The organism is Nocardia sp. NPDC004582 (genome assembly GCF_053602115.1).
Genome location: NZ_JBSGCY010000064.1, coordinates 1 through 19255, shown reverse-complemented (window position 1 = coordinate 19255; position 19255 = coordinate 1). Strand labels below are relative to the sequence as shown.

General features: G+C 68.7%; 20 protein-coding genes and 2 pseudogenes. 16 read left to right on the top strand and 6 right to left on the bottom strand.

Going from position 1 to position 19255, the window contains the following annotated elements:
- Positions 1-213 precede the first annotated feature (213 nt).
- Both ACWELJ_RS19005 and cobG read left to right on the top strand, forming a co-directional pair.
- Positions 214-444 carry a hypothetical protein gene (locus tag ACWELJ_RS19005; protein ID WP_452367445.1) on the top strand — a complete coding sequence of 77 codons (231 nt, stop codon included), beginning with the start codon at positions 214-216 and terminating at the stop codon, positions 442-444.
- Positions 445-643: 199 nt separating this feature from the next.
- Entirely contained in the window at positions 644-1843 is a 1200-nt protein-coding gene (gene cobG / locus ACWELJ_RS19000; RefSeq protein ID WP_452367444.1) for a precorrin-3B synthase, read from the top strand.
- A 137-nt stretch (positions 1844-1980) separates the two neighbouring features.
- Here cobG and ACWELJ_RS18995 read toward each other — a convergent pair whose 3' ends face one another.
- Positions 1981-3441, bottom strand: a complete 1461-nt coding sequence (locus ACWELJ_RS18995) for a DUF6345 domain-containing protein (RefSeq protein ID WP_452367443.1) — start codon at positions 3439-3441, stop codon at positions 1981-1983.
- Between the two features lie 182 nt (positions 3442-3623).
- On the opposite strand from ACWELJ_RS18995, the gene ACWELJ_RS18990 reads away from it, so the two are divergent.
- Positions 3624-4175 carry a hypothetical protein gene (locus ACWELJ_RS18990; protein ID WP_452367442.1) on the top strand — a complete coding sequence of 184 codons (552 nt, stop codon included), beginning with the start codon at positions 3624-3626 and terminating at the stop codon, positions 4173-4175.
- Here ACWELJ_RS18990 and ddaH read toward each other — a convergent pair.
- The gene (gene ddaH / locus ACWELJ_RS18985; protein WP_452367441.1) at positions 4144-5016 is read right to left on the bottom strand and encodes a dimethylargininase; all 873 of its coding nucleotides are present in this window, start codon (positions 5014-5016) and stop codon (positions 4144-4146) included. The two genes, ACWELJ_RS18990 and ddaH, sit on opposite strands and share 32 nt — an antisense overlap.
- Positions 5017-5193: 177 nt before the next feature.
- Between ddaH and ACWELJ_RS18980 the strand changes: the two genes are divergently transcribed.
- The 4 genes from ACWELJ_RS18980 to ACWELJ_RS18965 all read left to right on the top strand — a co-directional run bounded on the left by ACWELJ_RS18980 (position 5194) and on the right by ACWELJ_RS18965 (position 8696).
- The gene (locus tag ACWELJ_RS18980) at positions 5194-5631 is read left to right on the top strand and encodes an Lrp/AsnC family transcriptional regulator (protein WP_379274236.1); all 438 of its coding nucleotides are present in this window, start codon (positions 5194-5196) and stop codon (positions 5629-5631) included.
- Positions 5632-5739: 108 nt separating this feature from the next.
- Positions 5740-6378: a precorrin-8X methylmutase gene (locus tag ACWELJ_RS18975; RefSeq protein ID WP_452367440.1), complete on the top strand. Its 639-nt coding sequence runs from the start codon at positions 5740-5742 to the stop codon at positions 6376-6378.
- Positions 6375-8096 (top strand): precorrin-3B C(17)-methyltransferase, encoded by a 1722-nt coding sequence (cobJ, locus tag ACWELJ_RS18970; RefSeq protein ID WP_452367439.1) that lies wholly within the window; start codon positions 6375-6377, stop codon positions 8094-8096. The genes ACWELJ_RS18975 and cobJ overlap by 4 nt, the downstream gene beginning before the upstream one ends.
- 54 nt (positions 8097-8150) lie before the next feature.
- Positions 8151-8696, top strand: coding sequence for a PadR family transcriptional regulator (locus ACWELJ_RS18965; protein WP_452367438.1), 546 nt, complete (start codon positions 8151-8153; stop codon positions 8694-8696).
- A 25-nt stretch (positions 8697-8721) separates the two neighbouring features.
- Here the strand turns inward: ACWELJ_RS18965 and ACWELJ_RS18960 are convergent, their stop codons facing one another.
- A complete protein-coding gene (locus tag ACWELJ_RS18960) occupies positions 8722-9465 on the bottom strand; it encodes a cobalt-precorrin-6A reductase (protein ID WP_452367460.1) in 744 nt (247 codons plus the stop codon).
- Positions 9462-10019: a hypothetical protein gene (locus tag ACWELJ_RS18955; RefSeq protein WP_452367437.1), complete on the bottom strand. Its 558-nt coding sequence runs from the start codon at positions 10017-10019 to the stop codon at positions 9462-9464. Before ACWELJ_RS18955 ends, ACWELJ_RS18960 begins: the two co-directional genes overlap by 4 nt.
- 433 nt (positions 10020-10452) lie before the next feature.
- Here ACWELJ_RS18955 and ACWELJ_RS18950 point away from each other — a divergent pair.
- From ACWELJ_RS18950 to ACWELJ_RS18935, 4 genes and pseudogenes are all read left to right on the top strand, one after another.
- Positions 10453-11012: pseudogene (locus tag ACWELJ_RS18950) on the top strand (agmatine deiminase family protein).
- Positions 11013-11116: 104 nt separating this feature from the next.
- A pseudogene (locus ACWELJ_RS18945) lies at positions 11117-12202 on the top strand (agmatine deiminase family protein).
- A 68-nt stretch (positions 12203-12270) separates the two neighbouring features.
- Positions 12271-12843 (top strand): TetR/AcrR family transcriptional regulator, encoded by a 573-nt coding sequence (locus ACWELJ_RS18940; RefSeq protein WP_452367436.1) that lies wholly within the window; start codon positions 12271-12273, stop codon positions 12841-12843.
- Positions 12844-12965: 122 nt separating this feature from the next.
- Positions 12966-13676 carry a YoaK family protein gene (locus ACWELJ_RS18935; RefSeq protein WP_452367435.1) on the top strand — a complete coding sequence of 237 codons (711 nt, stop codon included), beginning with the start codon at positions 12966-12968 and terminating at the stop codon, positions 13674-13676.
- 74 nt (positions 13677-13750) lie between these two features.
- Here ACWELJ_RS18935 and ACWELJ_RS18930 read toward each other — a convergent pair whose 3' ends face one another.
- Together ACWELJ_RS18930 and ACWELJ_RS18925 are read right to left on the bottom strand one after the other, a co-directional pair.
- Positions 13751-14884 carry an agmatine deiminase family protein gene (locus ACWELJ_RS18930; RefSeq protein ID WP_452367434.1) on the bottom strand — a complete coding sequence of 378 codons (1134 nt, stop codon included), beginning with the start codon at positions 14882-14884 and terminating at the stop codon, positions 13751-13753.
- 383 nt (positions 14885-15267) lie between these two features.
- Positions 15268-15750: a hemerythrin domain-containing protein gene (locus ACWELJ_RS18925; RefSeq protein ID WP_452367459.1), complete on the bottom strand. Its 483-nt coding sequence runs from the start codon at positions 15748-15750 to the stop codon at positions 15268-15270.
- On the opposite strand from ACWELJ_RS18925, the gene ACWELJ_RS18920 reads away from it, so the two are divergent.
- The 5 genes from ACWELJ_RS18920 to ACWELJ_RS18900 all read left to right on the top strand — a co-directional run bounded on the left by ACWELJ_RS18920 (position 15658) and on the right by ACWELJ_RS18900 (position 19140).
- On the top strand, positions 15658-15990 hold the full coding sequence (locus ACWELJ_RS18920; RefSeq protein WP_452367463.1) for a hypothetical protein: 333 nt from the start codon (positions 15658-15660) through the stop codon (positions 15988-15990). The two genes, ACWELJ_RS18925 and ACWELJ_RS18920, sit on opposite strands and share 93 nt — an antisense overlap.
- 123 nt (positions 15991-16113) lie before the next feature.
- Positions 16114-17094 (top strand): TIGR03557 family F420-dependent LLM class oxidoreductase, encoded by a 981-nt coding sequence (locus ACWELJ_RS18915; protein ID WP_452367433.1) that lies wholly within the window; start codon positions 16114-16116, stop codon positions 17092-17094.
- A 43-nt stretch (positions 17095-17137) separates the two neighbouring features.
- The gene (locus ACWELJ_RS18910) at positions 17138-18604 is read left to right on the top strand and encodes an aminotransferase class I/II-fold pyridoxal phosphate-dependent enzyme (RefSeq protein WP_452367432.1); all 1467 of its coding nucleotides are present in this window, start codon (positions 17138-17140) and stop codon (positions 18602-18604) included.
- A gap of 212 nt (positions 18605-18816) precedes the next feature.
- Entirely contained in the window at positions 18817-18996 is a 180-nt protein-coding gene (locus ACWELJ_RS18905; RefSeq protein ID WP_452367431.1) for a hypothetical protein, read from the top strand.
- 9 nt (positions 18997-19005) lie between these two features.
- Positions 19006-19140: a hypothetical protein gene (locus ACWELJ_RS18900; RefSeq protein WP_452367430.1), complete on the top strand. Its 135-nt coding sequence runs from the start codon at positions 19006-19008 to the stop codon at positions 19138-19140.
- Positions 19141-19255 lie beyond the last annotated feature (115 nt).

The following is a 19255-nucleotide window of genomic DNA, read 5'->3' as shown; positions in this document are numbered from 1 at the left end:
GCTCGCCGATGCTATCGCGCCGCCCACCCGGGCCCGAGAGCGCGCCCGGAACACCGATCACAGTGCGGCCAAGGCTGGCTCACACCCCTGGGGAACCAACCGGCCGGCGCGTACGCTGCCGGTATGCCACTCACTCCAGGATGGGTCAGGCGGAACCGCTTTGCTGCCTGGTCGGGATACTTTTGCGTACTGGTTGCCTTCGCAACGCTGGCCATGGCTCTCACGGCCGCCGGCTCCGGTCACTCGCAGTGGGCGCTCGTCGCCGGAGTCATCTGCGCGTCGACCATCCTGTTCGGCCTCACGGTCATGAGCACCACCGTGCACCGCGACCACGCCGACCACCACAACATCCCCAGCCTGCTCAACGACACCTGGGAGACCACGCCCGCCTTCGCCCGCCGCCGCGGCGCGCCGGCGGCCATCGAACCGCACCGCGCGGGCTGAACCGCCCGGCGAATCGACCGATCCGGCAACCGGACTCCGGGACTCCCCCGTCCCGGAGTCCTTTTTGTCTTCGCTTCCCAACACGTCCGCAACACATAGTTAGATTGCAATATCGCCAAATGCAGATAGGCATGATGGTGAACATGACCCCGGGCGGCCCGTGCCGGGCCTCGGCATCCTCCGTACGCTGGGAGGCGTCATGACGCGAACCGATCCCGACTCCTGCCCGGGCGTGCTGCGCCTGCACGAAGCAGCCGACGGTCCCCTCGCCCGTATCCGGGTGCCCGGCGGACTCCTCTCCCCCACCCAGCTCCAGGCCCTCGCCGCCGCGGCCGCCGATCTCGGCGACGGGAACATCGAGCTCACCTCACGCGGGAACATCCAGTTCCGGCAGGTCCGCGACGCGGCCGCGCTCACCGAACGGCTCACCGAGGCCGGCCTGCTGCCCAGCGCCACCCATGAGCGGGTGCGCAACATCATCGCCTCGCCGCTCTCGGGACGCGTCGGCGGCTGGACCGATGCGCGGCCGCTGGTTCCGGCGCTCGACGCGGGACTGCGCGCTCAGCCGCGGTACGCGGAGCTGCCCGGCCGGGTCCTGTTCACCCTCGACGACGGCCGCGGCGACGTCAGCGGCCTGGGCGGCGATATCGGCGTGCACGCGCTCGGCGAGCACACCTACGCACTCCTGTTGGCGGGCAAGGACTCCGGCCTGCGCCTGCCCGCCGACGCCGCGGTCGACCTCATGCTCGCCGCCGCGGACGGCTTCCTCGCCCTGCGCGACGGCCACTGGCGCCTGCACGAGATCCCCGACGGCGCGGCCCGGGTCACCGACCGTCTCCGCGCCGACCACCCCGCCCTCGACTCCTCCACCGACCTTCTGGAACCGCCTGGGCCCCAGGACATTCCGATCGGCTGGATGACCCAGTCCGATGACCGGGTCGCGCTCGGCGCGGGCGTGCGCCTCGGTTCGCTGCCCGCCCGTACCGCGGAGTTCCTCGCCGCCGTCGAATGCCCGATCGTGGTGACCCCGTGGCGCAGCCTGATCCTCGCCGACCTGGAGGAATGGCCCGCCGAACAGGTGGTCCGGGTGCTGGCCCCGATGGGCCTGATCTTCGACGCCGCCTCCCCGTGGCTCCAGGTCAGCGCCTGCGCGGGCAGGCCCGGCTGCGCCAAGTCCCACACCGACGTCCGCGCCGACGTCGCCGAGGCCGTCGACTCCGGCCGCGTCCTGCCCACGGGCGCACCGGGATTCGCCCGCGAAGGTCTCGACGCCGCCGACGTGGTGGCCGCCGGCCGCCAGCACTGGTCCGGCTGCGACCGCCACTGCGGCCGCCCGAAGGGCGCGGTCACCGACGTCATCGCCACCACCGACGGCTACCGCATCATCCCCGCCGACTAGCCGCACCCGCGCGAGCACCGTACGGTCGGGCCCGCCATCCCGGCACGTCCAGCCTGGCCTGCGGGGCGGCCACACGAGCCGGGCAGGCTGCGTTCGCACCCGGTGACGCTTCGCGCACGCGGCGGTGCGGCGCACCCTCAGACGGTGACCTCGACGATGTCGCGGATTCGGAAGCGGCCTCCGGTGATCTCGATCGTGTGGCGGGCGACCAAGGCCGCGTCGTCGCGGTCGAAGCGGTAGCCGATCTCGCGGGAGTCGGGGACGACGGCGAGACGGGCACGGCCGCCGAGGCATTCGGCGCGAGCGGCGGTCGCCTCGGCCAGTGCCGTGCAGGCGTCGGCGTCGTCCGTGGTGGGCGGGTGGGCCTTCTCGGCGCCCAGGACCGGGACGGTGGTGTCGGAGATCGAGCAGACCCGGCCGGCCGGGTCGAGGGTCATGGCGAGCTGGCCGTCCCCGCCCGCGACAGCGGGGACGTCGTCGTAGACCTGGCGATAGTGCAGGGTGTAGTCGGCCACCGCGGCCGCGACGGTGTCGCCGTCGCGGCTCGCGCCCGCGTGGAAGGTGGCCGACATTCCGGCCAGTGCCAGATCGTGGCCGAGGTCGAGATCACGCAGTGCCCGGTCGCCGATCTCGCGAATCTCTTCCGGCGTACGGCCGTTGGCGGTGCGGTCCGGCTCGGCATAGAACGCTTGGTAGCCGCCGTCGGGATGCATGACCAGCCGGGGTTCGAATTCGGATCGGGCGCAAGACTCCTCGGTGACCGGGGACGCGGGCTCGGCGAGCAGGCCGCGCAGTCCGTGCCGGTCACCCAGGGCGGCCGCCGTATCCGGATCGGCGGTGCGGCGGGCCAGGCGCAGTGACATCGGTTGGCGCGGAAGGGGAATGCCCAGGTCGACCTCGAGCGGGAATTGGCCGGCCCAGCGCCACCAGTACCAGTCGTCGGAGACCGCGCCGCCGTAGAACAGCCGCTCGTTCCACAGCCGGTCCTGGGCCTCGCGGTCGGTGGCGCCGCACGCCGCCGAGGACACCCGGTGGTTGTTGTGGAAGATCGACAGCGCCGCGTCCTGCCAGGCCTGGCTGAACGATTTGCCGGTGTTCCACTCCTTGAAGAACCGCGTCCCCTGCTGATCGGTGTCGAAGGTGAGGCTGTCGAAGCCGAACAGCATCCGCGCGCCCCGGTTCGGCGTGTGCCAGGTGCGGTAGGGGCTGTGCCCGAAGTTGGTGCGCAGGGATTCGCAGCCGTGCAGGAACAGGTAGCGCAGGCGCTGGTCGCCGAAGCCCATCCGGTCGGATTCGGCGTAGATGGTGTTGTCCCAGGTACGGCCCATCGAGGTCAGGTACACGCCGTTGCTCATGGTGGTGCTGTGCGCGTAGTGGTAGAACACCCGCACCGAGTCCATGCCGAGGCTGTCCTGCCAGTTGTCGTACTCCTGGTCGTAGCGCCATTCGCGGACGTCGTCGTCCTTGGCGTGGAAGTTGATGCCGTTGAACTTCGCGACGTAGTCGAGGAAGCCGTTCACGCACGCGTGGGGGTAGGTCAACGTGGCATCTTTCGGGTAGACCTGCACCGACGCGCCGCCGTACATGTTGTCGGACATGGTCGAATCGTGATCGACGCCGGGCTCGGAGGCACGGGTACCGGACTACTCGATTCCCGCGGTGACCGGCACGCGGAAGCGCCCGGCCGGTCCGCGAGGGATGCGAGGTGCACGCGGCGCGGTAGCTGGTGCACAGTGGGTTATCCGCGCGCTGCGACGACCATCGGATGCTGGAGGCGGCCATGACCATCGCGAAGCTCAGCGATCAGGAGATCCTGGCGATGTCCGATGAGGAGCGTCGCGAACTGATCCGGCGGCTGCAGCCGCCGCCCGAGCGGGTGCTCCCGCGCCCGGAGTTGGTGCGGCTGCATCGGCGAGTGCGGCTGGCGCTCATGGTCGGCGGCTGCCTGGGCCTGATTCCCTGGATCGTGTACCTGGGGTTCTCGCTGCCGACGGAGTATCACGCCCGCAACTGGTCGCTGGCCTGGATCGGGTTCGACATCGTGCTCGTGCTGATGATGGCGACCACCGCCTTCCTGGGCTGGAAGCGGCGCGTGGTGTTGCTGCTCCCGGCCTTCGGCACCGGCGTCCTGCTGGTGGTGGACGCCTGGTTCGATATCGTCACCGCGGACGCCGGGGATTTCTGGCTGTCGCTGGGCACGGCGCTCATCGGTGAGATCCCGCTGGCGGCATTGCAGATCAGCGGCGCGATCATGCTGCTGCGCTTCCTGATCCTGGCCCATCCCCTGCACGATCCGCAGGTCAGTCCGTTCCGGACGCGGCTGCCGTTCTGACCGAGTGCCACTCCATGGTGCAGCATTTGACGCTGCCGCCGGACTTGAGCAGCTCGGACAGGTCGATCCCGACCGGTTGGTAGCCGCGCGCCCGCAGTTGCGCGGCCAGGTCGACGGCCTGGTCGGTGAGGAAGACGTGGTAGCCGTCGCAGACCCCGTTGAGGCCCAGCACATTCGCGTCGGCCTCGGTGGCGATGATCGCGTCCGGGTACAGGCGCGCGAGCAGTCGCGCACTGGGGCCGCTGAAGGCGGCCGGGTAGTAGGCGATGGTGTCGTCGAGCACCATGAGCGCGGTGTCGAGGTGATAGAAGCGCGGATCCACCAGATCCAGTGAGACGACCGGCAATCCGAAGTAGTCCGCTACTTCCTGATGCGCGCCGCGAGCGCTGCGGAACCCGGTCCCGGCGAGGATGCGGTCGGGCGCGATGGCGAAATCGCCTTCGCCCTCATTGGTTTCGCCGGCGCGGGCCACGGTCGTGAAGCACTGGGCGGCCATCCACTCGTGATAGGCCGGACCTTCCTGCGCGCGTTCGGGATTGGCGAAGCGGGCCGAGAGCGCCCGCTCCCCGATGGCCAGTCCCCCATTGGCGGCGAACACCATGTCGGGCAGTCCCGCGACCGGCTCGATGACGTCGACCCGATGCCCGTGTGCCTGGTAGGCGATGCGCAGCGCGTCCCACTGGGCCAGGGCGAGGGCCCGGTCCACGGGGTCGGTGGTGTCCATCCACGGATTGATGGCGTAGGTGACGTCGAAGTGTTCGGGGCGGCACATGAGGTAGCGGCGGGGCACGGGCCGGCGGGCGGCGGGATCGCGGGCGGGCAGCGTGGCTACGGACGTCAACGGGACTCCCTCGGAAGCGGCGCGGACGGTTCTGACACGAAGGTAAGTGGCGTACCGTTGTGTCAAGAATAGCGAATCGTTGCGTTGATCAAGCCTGTGGCAGCGATTCGTTGCGTCTGAACGATGCGCGTGCATCATTGCGCCCGAGGTGCGCGCATCCCGTGAAGGGAGCAGACCGTGGACGATCTCGACCGGCGGATCCTGGCCCACCTGCTGAAGAACGCGCGCGCCTCGTTCCAGGACATCGGCGCCGTCATCGGCCTGTCCGCCCCCGCGGTCAAGCGCCGCGTCGACAAGCTGGTCGCGGCGGGCCAGATCACCGGGTTCACCGCCGTGGTGAACCCGGCCGCCCTGGGCTGGCGCACCGAGGCCTACGTCGAGGTCTTCTACCGCGACAACATCTCCCCCGCCGAACTGCGCCGCGGCCTCGAGCCCATCCCCCAGGTGGTCGGCGTGTGGACGATCGCGGGTGAGGCCGACGCGCTGGTGCACGTGATGGCCACCGACATGGCCGAGATCGAGGCCACCGTCGAGCGCATCCGCGAGAACGCCCGCGTCGGGCGCACCCGCAGCAATATCGTCATGTCGCGACTGCTCGAGCGCCCCCGCACCTGACCCCGGCCGGCCCGAAAGCACCGGCCGCGCCCGGTCCGGACCGTCCACTGTGGCCGGGCGCACTACCCGCCCAGTACCGCCCCGGCGGCGAAACATAAGGTGGAGCGCATGTCCGACGTGCGTGCCAGCTACCTCAAAGACGGGGCCGATATCTATCGGCGCTCGTTCGCGACCATCCGGGCCGAGGCCGATCTGGCCCGGTTCCCGGCGGACGTGTCACAGGTGGTGGTGCGCATGATCCACGCCTGCGGGCAGGTGGATCTGGCGGGCGAGGTGGAATTCAGCACCGATGTGGTGGCCAAGGCGCGGGCCGCGCTGCGGTCGGGCGCACCGATCCTGTGCGACGCCAAGATGGTCGCCTCCGGCGTCACCCGCAAGCGCCTGCCCGCCGACAACGACGTGCTGTGCCTGCTCGACGACCCGCGGGTGCCGGACCTGGCCGCGCGCATGGCCAACACCAGATCGGCCGCGGCGCTGGAACTCTGGAGCGACCGCCTCGACGGCGCGGTGGTGGCCGTCGGCAACGCGCCGACCGCGCTGTTCCACCTGCTCGACATGATCGACGCGGGCGCGCCCCGCCCCGCCGCGGTGCTCGGCATCCCGGTCGGGTTCATCGGGGCCGCGGAATCCAAGCAGGCGCTGGCCGAATACGGCGGCGGCATCGAATTCCTGACCGTGCGGGGCCGGCGCGGCGGCAGCGCCATCACCGCCGCCGCCCTCAATGCGATTGCGAGCGAACAAGAATGAGCAAGCTCTGGGGTGTCGGGCTCGGACCCGGCGATCCGGAACTGGTGACGGTGAAGGCCGCCCGGGTGATCGGCGAGGCCGATGTCATCGCCTTCCACAGCGCCCGGCACGGGCGCAGCATCTCGCGCGCCATCGCCGCCCCCTACATGCGGGAAGGCCAGCTCGAGGAACACCTGATCTACCCGGTCACCACCGAGACCACCGACCACCCCGGCGGTTATCAGGGCGCGATCGACGAGTTCTACGAGTCCGCCGCCGCCCGCCTGGCCGCGCACCTGGCCGCGGGCCGCACGGTCGCCCTGCTCGCCGCCGGCGACCCGCTGTTCTACAGCTCGTTCCAGCACATGCACCGCCGCCTGGCCGACCGCTTCGACACCGAGATCATCCCCGGCGTCACCTCGGTCAGCGCCGCCTCCGCGGCCCTGGGCACCCCGTTGGTCGAGGAGAAGCAGGTCCTGACCGTGCTGCCGGGCACGCTGCCGCCCGAGGAGCTGACCCGCCGCCTGCGCGAGACCGACGCCGCCGCGATCATGAAGCTGGGCCGCACCTATCCCGGCGTGCGCCGTGCTCTCGCCGACTCCGGCCGCCTCGACGACGCCTACTACGTCGAGCGCGCCAGCTCCGACCGGCAGCGCGTGCTGCGCGCCGCCGACGTCGACGAGGCGAGCGTCCCGTACTTCGCGATCACCGTGGTTCCGGGTCCCACCCCCGCCACGCGAATCACCCTGACGGAGAGCGACTCGGCCCCCACGGACCGGGACACCGCGACCATCAACGGGAGTGCCGCACGCCAGGACGACATCGCGGCGGCGGTTCCCGGACCGGGTGCGGCGGAACAGACTTCCGCGTTCGAATCGACCGCGGGCGCGGTCCCGGCCGGTGTGGAGGCCACGACGGTGGCCGCCTCCGCGGCGACGGCGGACGCGCGCACAGCCCTGGCTGCCCCGAATCCGGTTGCGGCGCCCGAGGGCCGGGTCGGCGAGGTCGTCGTCATCGGGCTCGGCCCCGGTGACGAGTGCTGGACCACCCCCGAGGTCTCGCGGGCCCTGGCCGAGGCGACCGACATCGTCGGCTACACCACCTACGTGAACCGGGTGCCGGTGCGGCCGGGTCAATGTCGGCACGCCAGTGACAATCGCGTCGAATCCGAGCGCGCCGGAATGGCTTTGGACATGGCCAAACAGGGCGCGAAGGTCGTGGTGGTGTCGTCCGGGGATCCGGGCGTGTTCGCCATGGCCGCGGCGGTGATCGAGGAGTCGGCGGATCCGCAGTGGCGCGAGGTGCGGGTGCGGGTGCTGCCCGGGGTGACCGCCGCGAGCGCGGTGGCGAGCCGGCTGGGCGCGCCGCTGGGCCACGATTTCGCGATGCTCTCGCTCTCGGACCGGCTCAAGCCGTGGGACACGGTGGCACAACGGATTTCGGCGGTGGCCTCGGCGGATATGGCGTTCGCCGTGTACAACCCGGCCTCGTCGCAGCGCACCTGGCAGGTGGCGGCCATGCGGGATCTGGTGCTCGAGCATCGCAAGCCGGAGACGCCGGTGGTGATCGGCCGCGATGTGGGCGGCCCGACCGAGTCGGTGCGGGTGGTGACGCTGGGTGAGCTGGATCCCGCCGAGGTGGACATGCGCACGCTGCTGATCGTCGGCGCGTCCACGACCACGGTGTTCGAGGCGGCCGGTGGGCCGCGTGTGTTCACGTCGCGTCGATACGGGGCCTGAGCGCCGAGCCCCGTAATATTCCTATGTAGAACGTAGGCTGTGGAAGGAGTGCCGGTGCCAGAAGATCACGCTCGACGCCCGCTCAACTCGACGGCCGCGTCCCTACTCGGATTCCTGCACCAGGGCGAGATGTCCGGGTGGGATCTGGTGGCGCTGGCCCAGGACCGCATCGGCGACTTCTGGACCATCACCCAGAGCCAGGTGTACCGCGAACTCGCCACCATGCACGGCCTCGGCCTGGTCGAGAAGGGCGCTTCGGGCGCCCGCGACCGCACGCCGTACCACATCACCGAGGACGGCCGGGAGGCCTTCGCCGAGTGGATCGCCCGCGATCCGGGCGCGGAGACCATCCGGGTGCCGCTGCTGCTGACCCTGTCCTTCGGGGAATTCGTGGACGCCGCCCGCCTCGAACGCATCGTCGCCGCCAACCGCACCGTCCACGAACAGCGGCTCTCGGGCTATCTGTCCGGTCAGGACGAGCAGCGGATGTCGCCCTACGAGCGGGCCACGCTGGATTTCGGCATCCGCTACGAGCGGGCCGTCCTGGAATGGTTCGACCGCCTGCCGGAGCTGTTGGACCGCACCAGCCGCCTGTCCTGACCGGGTCCGCGCCCGGCCGATCGCACTACGCCTCGTCGCGCCGGGCGCGCAGCCAATCCCACGCGGCCGCAACGGTTTCCACCTGGCGCGCGCCCGCGGGCAGCGGCGGCCGGTCGATCATCACGACCGCCAGGCCCAGTTCCCGGGCCGCGGTCAGCTTGGCCTCGGTGAGCGCGCCCCCGCTGTCCTTGGTCACCAGGACGTCGATGCGCCGCTCGATGAGCAGTGCGATCTCGTCCTCGACACCGAAAGGCCCACGGGCGAGCAATAGTTCGTGCTGCGCGGGCATCGCGCCCTCGGGCGGGTCGATCGCCCGGATCAGGAACCAGCTGTCGGAGTGCTCGAAGGCGGCCACACCCTGGCGGCCGATGGTCAGAAACACCCGCTTCCCCAGCGCCGCGGCGGCTTCCGCGGCCAGCTCGAGGTCCGGCACGCGCACCCACCGGTCCCCACATCGCTCGATCCAGCCGGGCCGCCGCACATGCAGCACCGGCAGCCCGAGCGCCGCCGCCGCGGCCGCCGCGTTGGCGGTGATCCCGCCCGCGAACGGATGGGTGGCGTCCACCACGGCCTCGATACCGTTGCCGGACAACCACTCCCGCAGCCCCTCGACACCCCCGAATCCGCCCACCCGCACCTCGCCGACCGGCAGCACGGGTGCGCGCACCCGCCCGGCGAGCGAGGACACGATCTCGAATCCTCGCTCGCCGGACGCGATGTCGGCGAGTTCCCGGGCTTCCCGGGTGCCGCCGAGGATCAGCGTTTTCAGGGCTGCCCGCTGAAGTAGGCCGACCCGGAGTCGATCAGTGGCTGCCCGCCCACGATCAGCAGCCCGATGATCGCGCCCGGGATCGCGCCGATCCCGAACAGGAACGCGCCCAGGATGCCGCCGATGATCCCGCCCAGCGCCGCGTGCTGCAGCTGGCCGAAGAAATCACCCTGCGCGTCGATGTCCTTGGCGGTGGCCAGCGGCGCCGACACCGAGGTCAGCGTCAGCTGGGTGCCGGTGGTGTCGATGGCCGCGGTCAGCCCGTACTGCTTGCCCGCGAGGGTGCCGGTGAGCGGCACCTGGGTGACCACGTCACCGGCCTCGTTCTTCAGAAACACCATCTGACCGGTGGCGTCCACACTGAACTGGCCGCCGGTGACCTTGGTGACGATGTCGTTCGCGTCGCTCACCACGACGTCGTAGCCGACACCCTGCTGGGTGCCGTGCAGCGTCGACGCGGACTGCTCCACCACCGGAGCCTGGTCGAGTGGAACGGCGTATCCGGTGCCCGCGGCAATGCCGGTCGCGGCCGCGGCGACGAATGCGGTAGCCACGAACTTTGTGTACTTCATCGATCTCCTAATAGAGCAACATCCGAATCCGATAACCCTCGGATTCCAGCTCGTAACCCTACCGTTGACGCAGTGATGTTTCAGTTTGGATGGCTCAGGCAGGACACGGATTCCGCTGTCGGACAGCGTAGTCAACCGCTACCGGCACGCATTCATCCTGGTCACTGAAGTGCCCGGATTCAAACCTCAGTTCACGCGAATGTCCCAATTGCGCACTCGCCCGGCCCTTGCCGCCCGTCGACCGGAGACGGAGCTCCGGCAATTCCGGATTCCGACACGGACAGCCCCTGACGCGACCCGCTCGAATGACGCCGACGAATTCACTTCGCATTGACCGGCCTCGCCGAAGTCGCAGCCGCGCTGCGTGACTCGACCGGAGGCGACCGGCCGTCCGGAGTGGGTCCGCGACTGAGATGTGGCCGCCCCCCATGCCATTGACCGAATTTTTAGTCAGAGCTACGGTGGCAGTCCCCTGGCGAGGATCGTCAGCGGACGGGCGGGCACGCAGACGGTGTCCACCCAGCTGGTGCTCGAAGGCGGCGGGATCGAGGTCGACGGCCAGGGCACCGCCATCATCACCGAAAGCTGTGTACTCAATGCCAATCGCAATCCGGGCTGGAGCAAGCCGGACGTCGAGGCCGAGCTCGGGCATCTGATGGGGCGGCAGAAGATCATCTGGCTACCCGGTATCGCCGGCCAGGACATCACCGACGGGCACACCGATTTCTATGCCCGTTTCGCCCGTCCCGGTGTGGTCGTGGCCGCGCTGGACACCGACCCGGCTACATCAACTTCCATGTCTGCAACGGCGCGGTCATCGCACCGGAATTCGGTGACCGTGAAGCGGATTCGGCCGCCAAGGCGACCCTCGCGCGCCTGTTCCCGAATCGGCAGATCGTGCAGGTGAACATCGACGGCATCGCCTGGGCCGGCGGCGGCATCCACTGCATCACGCAACAAGAACCCGTGGACTAGACCACCGACGCTGTGACCGAGAACGCCCCGCGCCGATCATTGACTAACTTTTCAGTCAGTTCTAGAGTTCGAGGTGCGGGGCGTCCGGAACACAGGGAGAAAACATGAGCAAGGGTCGATTCGCGCAGATGGGCAGCGCGCTGAGCCGCCTACTGGGAGATCCCGACGCCTTCGAGGATGACGGGCGGCGCTGGTCCATGCCCGAGGAGGGCGAACCGCACTGACGGACCTGGATGGCCTTCGGCGCGAGCGAGAACGTGTGGGGCAGGCGGCTACTGCCACAGGTACAGCACGATCTGGCTCGGATCGCCCAGACGATCGCACGCTTCGAGCCGGTCTCGGTGGTGGTCCGCCCCGAGGACTTCGACCTGGCCTGCCGGCTGTTCACGGCCGCCAATATTCAGTTGGTCCAAGCGCCGCTCGACGACATCTGGATGCGGGACACCGGTCCGGTCTTCGTCCGCGACGATCAGAACCCGGCCGCGGTCGACTTCAACTTCAATGGCTGGGGCGGGAAACAGAAGGCCCGTCAGGATCGCAAGGTGGCCGGCTTCGTCACCCGCTCGGCCGCGGTGGAGCCACTGCCCGCCGAATTGGTGCTCGAAGGCGGCGCGCTCGAGGTCGACGGCCGCGGCACCGCCATCATCACCGAAAGCTGTGTGCTCAACAACAATCGGAACCCGGGCTGGAAGAAGAAGGACGTCGAGGACGAGCTGCGCTATCTGCTCGGGCTCGAGAAGATCATCTGGCTCCCCGGCATCGCGGGCTATGACATCACCGACGGGCACACCGACTTCTATGCCCGTTTCGCCCGTCCCGGCGTGGTCGTGGCGGGACTGGACAACGATCCCGACTCCTACGACTACGAGGTCACCCGCGCTCATCTCGAAATCCTGCGTTCGGCGACCGACGCGACGGGCCGGCCGCTGCAGGTCGAGGTGATCGAAGGGCCGTCACAGGTCCGCCCGCAGTTCGCCGGTGAGGACTTCGCGGCCGGCTACATCAACTTCTATGTCTGCAACCACGCGGTGATCGCACCGGAATTCGGTGATCCCCGAACGGATTCAGCGGCCCACGAGACGCTGCGACGCCTGTTCCCGGACCGCTACATCACCCAGATCAGTATCGACGGCATCGCCGCCGGTGGCGGCGGCATCCACTGCACCACCCAGCAGGAACCCGTGTACTAGACGCTGCGGCATTCAGCTGCGGGCCCGTATCCGTCAGATCGTTCGGCATATCCGTAAAGTGAGGTTCCGTGTCCGATCGCCAGACCCAAATCCTGGAAGCAGCCATCCGTGTCATCGCCCAGGACGGCGTGCGCGGACTGCGCATCGAGAAGCTCGCCGCCGAAGCCGGGGTCTCCACCGCGCTGATCTACTACCACTTCAAGGATCGGGCGGGCGTGCTGCACAGCGCGCTGGGCTTCATCAACGATCAGGCTGCCCGCTACACCGACGACGCCTTCGCGCAGACGAATCCACGCGCCGCGCTCGAGCACATGCTGCTGTTGGAGATTCAGAACGTCCCCGAGGTGCGTAACAACAGCATCGCCTGGGGTGAATTGCGCGCCAGCGCCGTCTTCTCCGAGGATCTGCGCGAGCAGTTGCGCACCACGACACAGGAATGGGTCGACGAGGCGGCGACACTGATCGAGCGTGCCCGCGAGGCCGGGCTCACGATCCGCGACGTCAACCCCACCGCGGCGGCAGAACGCCTGACGGCGCTGGTCGAAGGCTTGAGTGAACGTTGGCTCAGCGGATCGCTGTCCTTGGAACGCGCCCGCGAGCTGCTGTCCGGCGCGGTCGTCGCCGAACTCGGCCGAAGCTGATCACCCACCCCTGACACAACAGAACATCGACGAAGGCGGCGTGGCATGCGGTCATGCCGCTGAGAGGTCTGTCCTACGAACCATTTTCACGCGGGATCCCCGCGCTCGAAGGAGTCCGATTCATGAAGAAGCTCGACGAACACAGCGTCCGACGACATTTCGACAGCGCGGCCCGATTGTCCTGGGTGCTCGCCGGTATGGCCGGTCTGATCGGCGCGGCCGCATTCACCTATACCGCAGGCTATTTCGTCACGTTCATGACCGGCAATACCGAACGCGCGATTCTCGGCTTCTTCCACGAGCAGGGCGACATGGCCGTCGCCGCGATCCTGTTGCTGGTGTCGTTCCTGCTCGGAGTCGTCGTCGCGTCCTTGTGCCGCAGGCGATTCTGGTCAGGTCATCCGCACGGGCCCACCATCCTCACCACCCTCAGCCTCGGCGCGGCCTCCCTGGCGGACGTCATCAACTTCGACACGACGGACCCGGACCGGATCGACTTCGTCCCCATCTTGTTCGTCGCCTTCGGCATCGGCGCGTTGAACACCTCCTTCGTCAAGAACGGTGAGGTATCGGTCCCCCTGAGTTATGTCACGGGCACGCTGGTCAAGCTGGGTCAGGGCATCGAACGCCATCTCAGCGGCGGCACCAGCGCCGAGTGGCTCGGCTACTTCCTCCTGCTCGCGTCGTTCGCGTTCGGCGCGCTGCTGGGCGGACTGCTCGGTCTGCTCGTCGCCGGCTGGGCCATGCTCATCACCGCGACCGCGGTCAGCCTGGCCGTCACCTGCTACACCTACGCCCATCTCGACCGTCACGGCCCGCTGCCGGTCGACTGAGTTCGCTCCATGGTCGTGGACCCGCTCAGCCACCGCGCGGTCAGCCCCTCGACCAGGGTTGATGCCGAGGTTTGCTAGCCCACCGGTTGCTGCTGGGTGGTGCAGTGGATCCCGCCGCCGCCCGCGGCGATACCGTCGATATCGAGCTGCACGACCTCTCGGCCGGGGAACAGTCGCTCCAAGGTGTCCCTCGCGGCCGAATCACCGTCCGGGTCACCGAATTGCGGTGCGATGACGCCGCCGTTGCAGAGATAGAAGTTGATGTAGCCGGCCGCGAAGTCCTTCTGGTTGCGGTACTGCGGGCGCACCTGTGCCGGGCCCTCGATCACCTCCACCTGGAGCGCGTTGCCGTGCACATCCGTTGCGCCTCGGAGGATTTCGAGGTGGCGCTCGGTGACATCGTGGTCGTAGGACTCCGGGTCGGTGTCCAATCCCGCCACCACCACACCCGGGCGGGCGAAGCGGGCATAGAAGTCGGTGTGACCGTCGGTGATGTCCTTGCCCTTGATCCCGGGCAGCCAAATGATCTTCTCGAGTCCGAGCAGGTACTTCAGCTCGGACTCGACGTCCGCCCTGCTCCAGCCGGGATTCCGATTGCCGTTCAGCACACAGCTTTCGGTGATGATGCCGGCGCCCTGACCGTCGACCTCGATGCCACCGCCCTCGAGCACCAGCCCGGTACGCAGCGTTTCGACCCCCGCCCGGCCCGTGACGATCTCGGCGACCTTCGCGTCCCGGGCATGCTCCTGTTTGCCGCCCCAGCCGTTGAAGTTGAAATCGACCCCGGCCATCCCGGCCGCGCCCTTGACGAACACCGGTCCGGTATCGCGCATCCAGAAGTCGTCCAGCGCGGCGGGGACCAACTCGACATCGGCCCCGCCGATGAGCCCGCGCGCCAGTTCCATCTCCTCGGCGCGCACCAGCATCGAGACCGGTTCGAAACGCGCGATGGCCCGCGCGACTGCTGCCAGGTTGTCGCGGACCACGGGGAGCAGCTCCGCACCCCACACGCGTTCGCTCGCGCCGAAAGCCATCCAGGTCCGAACGTGTGGATCGCCCTCATCGGGCATCAGCCAGGTGCGGTCGTCGTGCGGAACACGACTGGGTGGGGCGCCCCCGGTGTCCTCCGAGCCGGACTCGTCGCACGCGGCCAGCACGATGCCGCCGGCCACAGCCATGCCCAATCGAAAGAATCGCCGCCGCCGCATCGCACAACTCCTTGGGTTCGGTCCGTTCACGGGTCCCGATCGCGCGCGCGATCGCATGGCTAACCAGATCGTAACGCTGACTAAATAGTCAATCATCTAAGGCTGGATAGCGCGTCATCCGAGGTTCACCGGGGAATCTGCTCGCAAAACGTGGACAATCCGCCGAATCCAGACTGAATATTTAGACATGAGGGTCGGGTGATCCAGGACATGATCCGTCACAACCCGGGGCAGGCCGATGAGGTCCGGAAGGCGTGCGGCGAGGCGGTGGAGGTCATCGAATTGCCGATCGACGACTCCTGGATCCGGAATTCGGGGCCGATCATCGTGAACGATCAGCAGGGCGATCCGACTGGGAGGACAGCTCAGCAAACGCGAGGCGGCTAGCCTTGTGTTCTCCAGTCGCGCACCGCGTCTCGGACGCGGTCGAACACCGCCAACGGTGGTCCCGTGATCAGGTTTGCCGCGGCCGAGGATCCCGTGTGTGGATGCGGCCGGGTCGGAGCCACCGCCTCGGCCGCACGGACCGATCCGGCCATGTGCCGGAGCTGGCTCGCCGAGTACTGACGCCGCAGCAGCACGAATTCCTCCGCCTCCTCGTGCGCCGCGTGATCGGCGACCGCGTCGGCGAAATCAGCGAGTTCGGCCTGGAAATTCGGGTGATGGACGCCTAGGTCATAGAGCTTCGCCAACGCGCGTTTGGCGTGGCTCTCCTCCGCGAGCCGAGCGTCGACGATGTCCTCGGCGCCGAACCTGGCGCGCTTGGCGATCGGATGCACCACTTCCTCCTCGGCACTTTCGTGCACCGCGAGCAGCCGGACCAATTCGGTGAACAGTTCCTCCTGATCCTCCCGTTCGGACTTCAATTGCTCGAGCAAAGTGGCGATCTGTTCGTGTTGTGCGGTCAAGAGATCGACCACGTCCTGTTCGGCCATGACTGTGCCCTGCCCTTCTTTCCTCGGATCTCGACATCACGAGTGGGCGATACCCCGGCCGCCGCGGGTTATTACCGCGATATCGGGCCAATGGTTTTCGGTGAGGGCCGCGCCGACACCGACTTCGTGCTGCTCGGATCACCGGCCACCGCGGACGTTCATCCCGCATGACTGGCACCTGGTTCTCGCACCGTGCACCCGGCCTCGTCCGGTTCACCGGGAAGTGTCGGTGATTCCGGGCCGGGAGTGGGTAGCCGACCGGTATCCATCCACGCCGAACGGAAGGACACCGCCGTGACCCGGTTCGGATACACCCTGATGACCGAGCAGAGCGGCCCACGCGAGCTCGTCCGCTACGCGGTCGCGGCCGAACAGGCCGGATTCGACTTCCTGGTCAGCTCCGATCATTACTCGCCCTGGCTCGAGTCCCAGGGCCACGCACCGCACGCGTGGACCATGCTGGGGGCGGTCGCGCAGGCCACCGAACGCATCCCCCTGATGACCTACGTCTGCTGCCCGACCCTGCGCTACCACCCCGCCGTCGTCGCGCAACAAGCCGCGACCCTGCAAATCCTCGCCGCGGGGCGGTTCACCCTCGGGCTGGGCAGCGGTGAAAGCCTCAACGAGCACGTGATCGGTGCGGGCTGGCCCGGTCTGGGCGAACGGCAGGACCGGCTCGCCGAGGCGATCGACATCATCCGGGCCCTGCTGACCGGGGACACGATCAGCCGCGGCGGGCGCTGGTATCGAGTCGACGCGGCCAGGATCTGGGATCTGCCGGCGCAACCGATACCGATCGCGGTCGCGGTCTCCGGACCCCGGTCCGTCCGGCGCTTCGCCCCGCTCGCCGACGAGATGATCACCACCGATCCGGACCCCGAACTCGTCGACGCCTGGCAGCGCATCCGTGTCGCCGAGCTCGACACCGCGCCGTCACGAGTCACCGGACAGGTCCCCGTCAGCTGGGACACCGACCGCGACAAGGCGATTCACCGCGCACACGACCAATTCCGGTGGTCGCTCGGCGGCTGGGATGTCAACACCAATCTGCCCACCCCGGCGGGATTCGCGGCCGCGACCCGCTTCGTCCGGCCCGATGACGTCGCCGACCAGATCGCCTGCGGCCCCGACCTCGACGCCATCGCCGAGTCGGTGAACCCCTATCTCGCGGCGGGCTTCACCGACATCGCGCTGGTCCAGATCGGCGACGAACAACAGGACCGATTCCTCGCCGAAGCCGCCCCACCACTGCTGGCCGTGCTCCGCGATACCTGAGGCCGCACGCAACCCCGCACCGCTCATCCGCCGAGGAGGCGTCGTGAATCATTCCGCCGCACCGATACTCGATGCCCTGGCCGATTATCAGCGGCAGGGCCGCTACGGCTTCACCCCACCCGGCCACCGGCAGTCGCGCGGAGCCGATCCGCGCGTGAACGAGGTCCTCGGTCCGGCCCTGCGCGCGGACATCCTCGCCGGACCCGGCATGGACGATCGCCTGTCCCGCGGCCACCATCTCACCGACGCCGAGGAACTGATGGCCGACGCGGTCGGCGCCGACTACGCGTTCTTCTCCACCTGCGGCAGTTCACTGTCGGTGAAGGCGGCCATGATGGCGGTCGCGGGCGGGGACGGCGGGCTCATCCTGGGCCGCGACAGCCACAAATCGATCGTCGCCGGACTGATCTTCGCCGGTGTGCGGCCCTACTGGGTGTCACCCAGATGGGATGCGGCCCGACACTTCTCGCACGCGCCGTCCCCGGAACAGGTGCGTGACGCCTGGGGGCGTCACCCGGACGCGGCCGGCGCCCTGATCGTCAGTCCTACCCCGTACGGCACCTGCGCCGACATCGCCGCGATCGCCGATATTTGTCACAGCCACGGCAAACCGCTCATCATCGACGAGGCGTGGGGCGCGCATCTGCCGTTCCACGAGGACCTGCCCACCTGGGCCATGGACGCGGGCGCGGACATCTGCCTGGTCAGCGTGCACAAGATGGGCGCGGGATTCGAACAGGGGTCGGTATTCCACCTCCAGGGCGATCTCGTCGACCGCGACCGGATGCGCGAATGCGCGGATCTACTCATGACGACCAGCCCCAACGTGCTGCTGTACGCCGCCATGGACGGCTGGCGGCGGCAGATGGTCGAGCACGGCCACGACCTGCTCGGCGCGGCGCTGAAGACCGCCGACTACGCCCGCCGCGAACTCGACGCCATCCCGGGCATCTCGGTGATGGAGGACGAACTGCTCGGTGTCGAAGCCTCCCACGACCTGGATCGCCTCCAGGTCCTCATGGACGTCTCCGCCACCGGCGCAACCGGTTTCGCGATCGCCGACTGGATGCGCGAACACCGGCGCATCGATCTCGGCCACTGCGACCACCGCCGAATCCTCGCGACCCTGTCCGTCGCCGACAGCACCGACACCGTCGACGCCCTCGTCGCCGGCTTGACCGCGTGGCGCGTCCAGCTGCGCGATCCCGCACCCCATGGCATCCACGTTCCCAGTCCCCGTGATCTGCAACTGGATTCGATCATGCCGCCCCGCGAGGCCTTCTTCGCGCCGCGCGAATCGGTTCCGATCGACCGCGCTCCCGGCCGCATCGCCGCCGAACAGGTCACCCCCTACCCGCCCGGCATCCCGGTCATCGTGCCCGGTGAACTGATCGACGTCGCCGTGATCGAGTACCTCCGTTCGGGCATCGCGGCGGGGATGAACGTCCCGGACCCCGCGGACCCGTCGCTGAACACCCTGCACGTCGTCGCCTGGCACGCCGTGCGCTAGCGCGCAGGACCGCGGCCGGCGACGGGCCGATGAGCAGGTTCGCGGTAATCCTCCGATTGTCGGATTGCGGGGTCAACCGGGGCCTACCCGCCATTTCCGGCCCGAAACAAGCTGCCGGGCAATTCGTTTCGACGAGTCCGGGCGATTGTTTCGACCGCACCGGACGGGGCAATCGATAGCAGGGGTGACCGAATGCGAGGATGTGGTCCCCCATGACCGGACACGCGATTCGCACCGTGACCGTGCTGGCCGCGGTGCTGCTCATCCCCCTCACCGGGGCCTGCGAGCAAGCCAAGGAAGCCGTCAACAAGGGCGGCAGCACGCCGTGCAGCGAATTCACGCAACAAGATCAGGCCAAGCAGCGGATCACCGTGCGCAAATATCTCCAATAAGACACGAAGGTGACCTCGTCGGCGGCGCCGGACACCGTCGACGCCTCCATCGCGGCCATCACCCTGATGTGCGAAGCGCAACGCAATCCGGACACCCCGATCCGGGAAGCCGATCTGACCGGCATCCTCGTCCCGAAGAAGTAGCGATCGGCCCGACGCGCGCGGTGCGCCGGTTCACTGGCGGGTCAGCCAGTCCGACAACCGCGTCCGGGCCAGGCGGGCACCCGGGCCGGGCAATAGTTCGCGGTCCGGCAGCGCC

Bases quoted from the DNA above. Each gene is read 5' to 3' on its own strand.
- ACWELJ_RS19005 (WP_452367445.1), top strand. From the start codon at position 214: ATGGCTCTCACGGCCGCCGGCTCCGGTCACTCGCAGTGGGCGCTCGTC.
- cobG (WP_452367444.1), top strand. From the start codon at position 644: ATGACGCGAACCGATCCCGACTCCTGCCCGGGCGTGCTGCGCCTGCAC.
- ACWELJ_RS18995 (WP_452367443.1), bottom strand. From the start codon at position 3,441: ATGTCCGACAACATGTACGGCGGCGCGTCGGTGCAGGTCTACCCGAAA.
- ACWELJ_RS18990 (WP_452367442.1), top strand. From the start codon at position 3,624: ATGACCATCGCGAAGCTCAGCGATCAGGAGATCCTGGCGATGTCCGAT.
- ACWELJ_RS18975 (WP_452367440.1), top strand. From the start codon at position 5,740: ATGTCCGACGTGCGTGCCAGCTACCTCAAAGACGGGGCCGATATCTAT.
- cobJ (WP_452367439.1), top strand. From the start codon at position 6,375: ATGAGCAAGCTCTGGGGTGTCGGGCTCGGACCCGGCGATCCGGAACTG.
- ACWELJ_RS18935 (WP_452367435.1), top strand. From the start codon at position 12,966: ATGAAGAAGCTCGACGAACACAGCGTCCGACGACATTTCGACAGCGCG.
- ACWELJ_RS18930 (WP_452367434.1), bottom strand. From the start codon at position 14,884: ATGCGGCGGCGGCGATTCTTTCGATTGGGCATGGCTGTGGCCGGCGGC.
- ACWELJ_RS18920 (WP_452367463.1), top strand. From the start codon at position 15,658: ATGCACCACTTCCTCCTCGGCACTTTCGTGCACCGCGAGCAGCCGGAC.
- ACWELJ_RS18905 (WP_452367431.1), top strand. From the start codon at position 18,817: ATGACCGGACACGCGATTCGCACCGTGACCGTGCTGGCCGCGGTGCTG.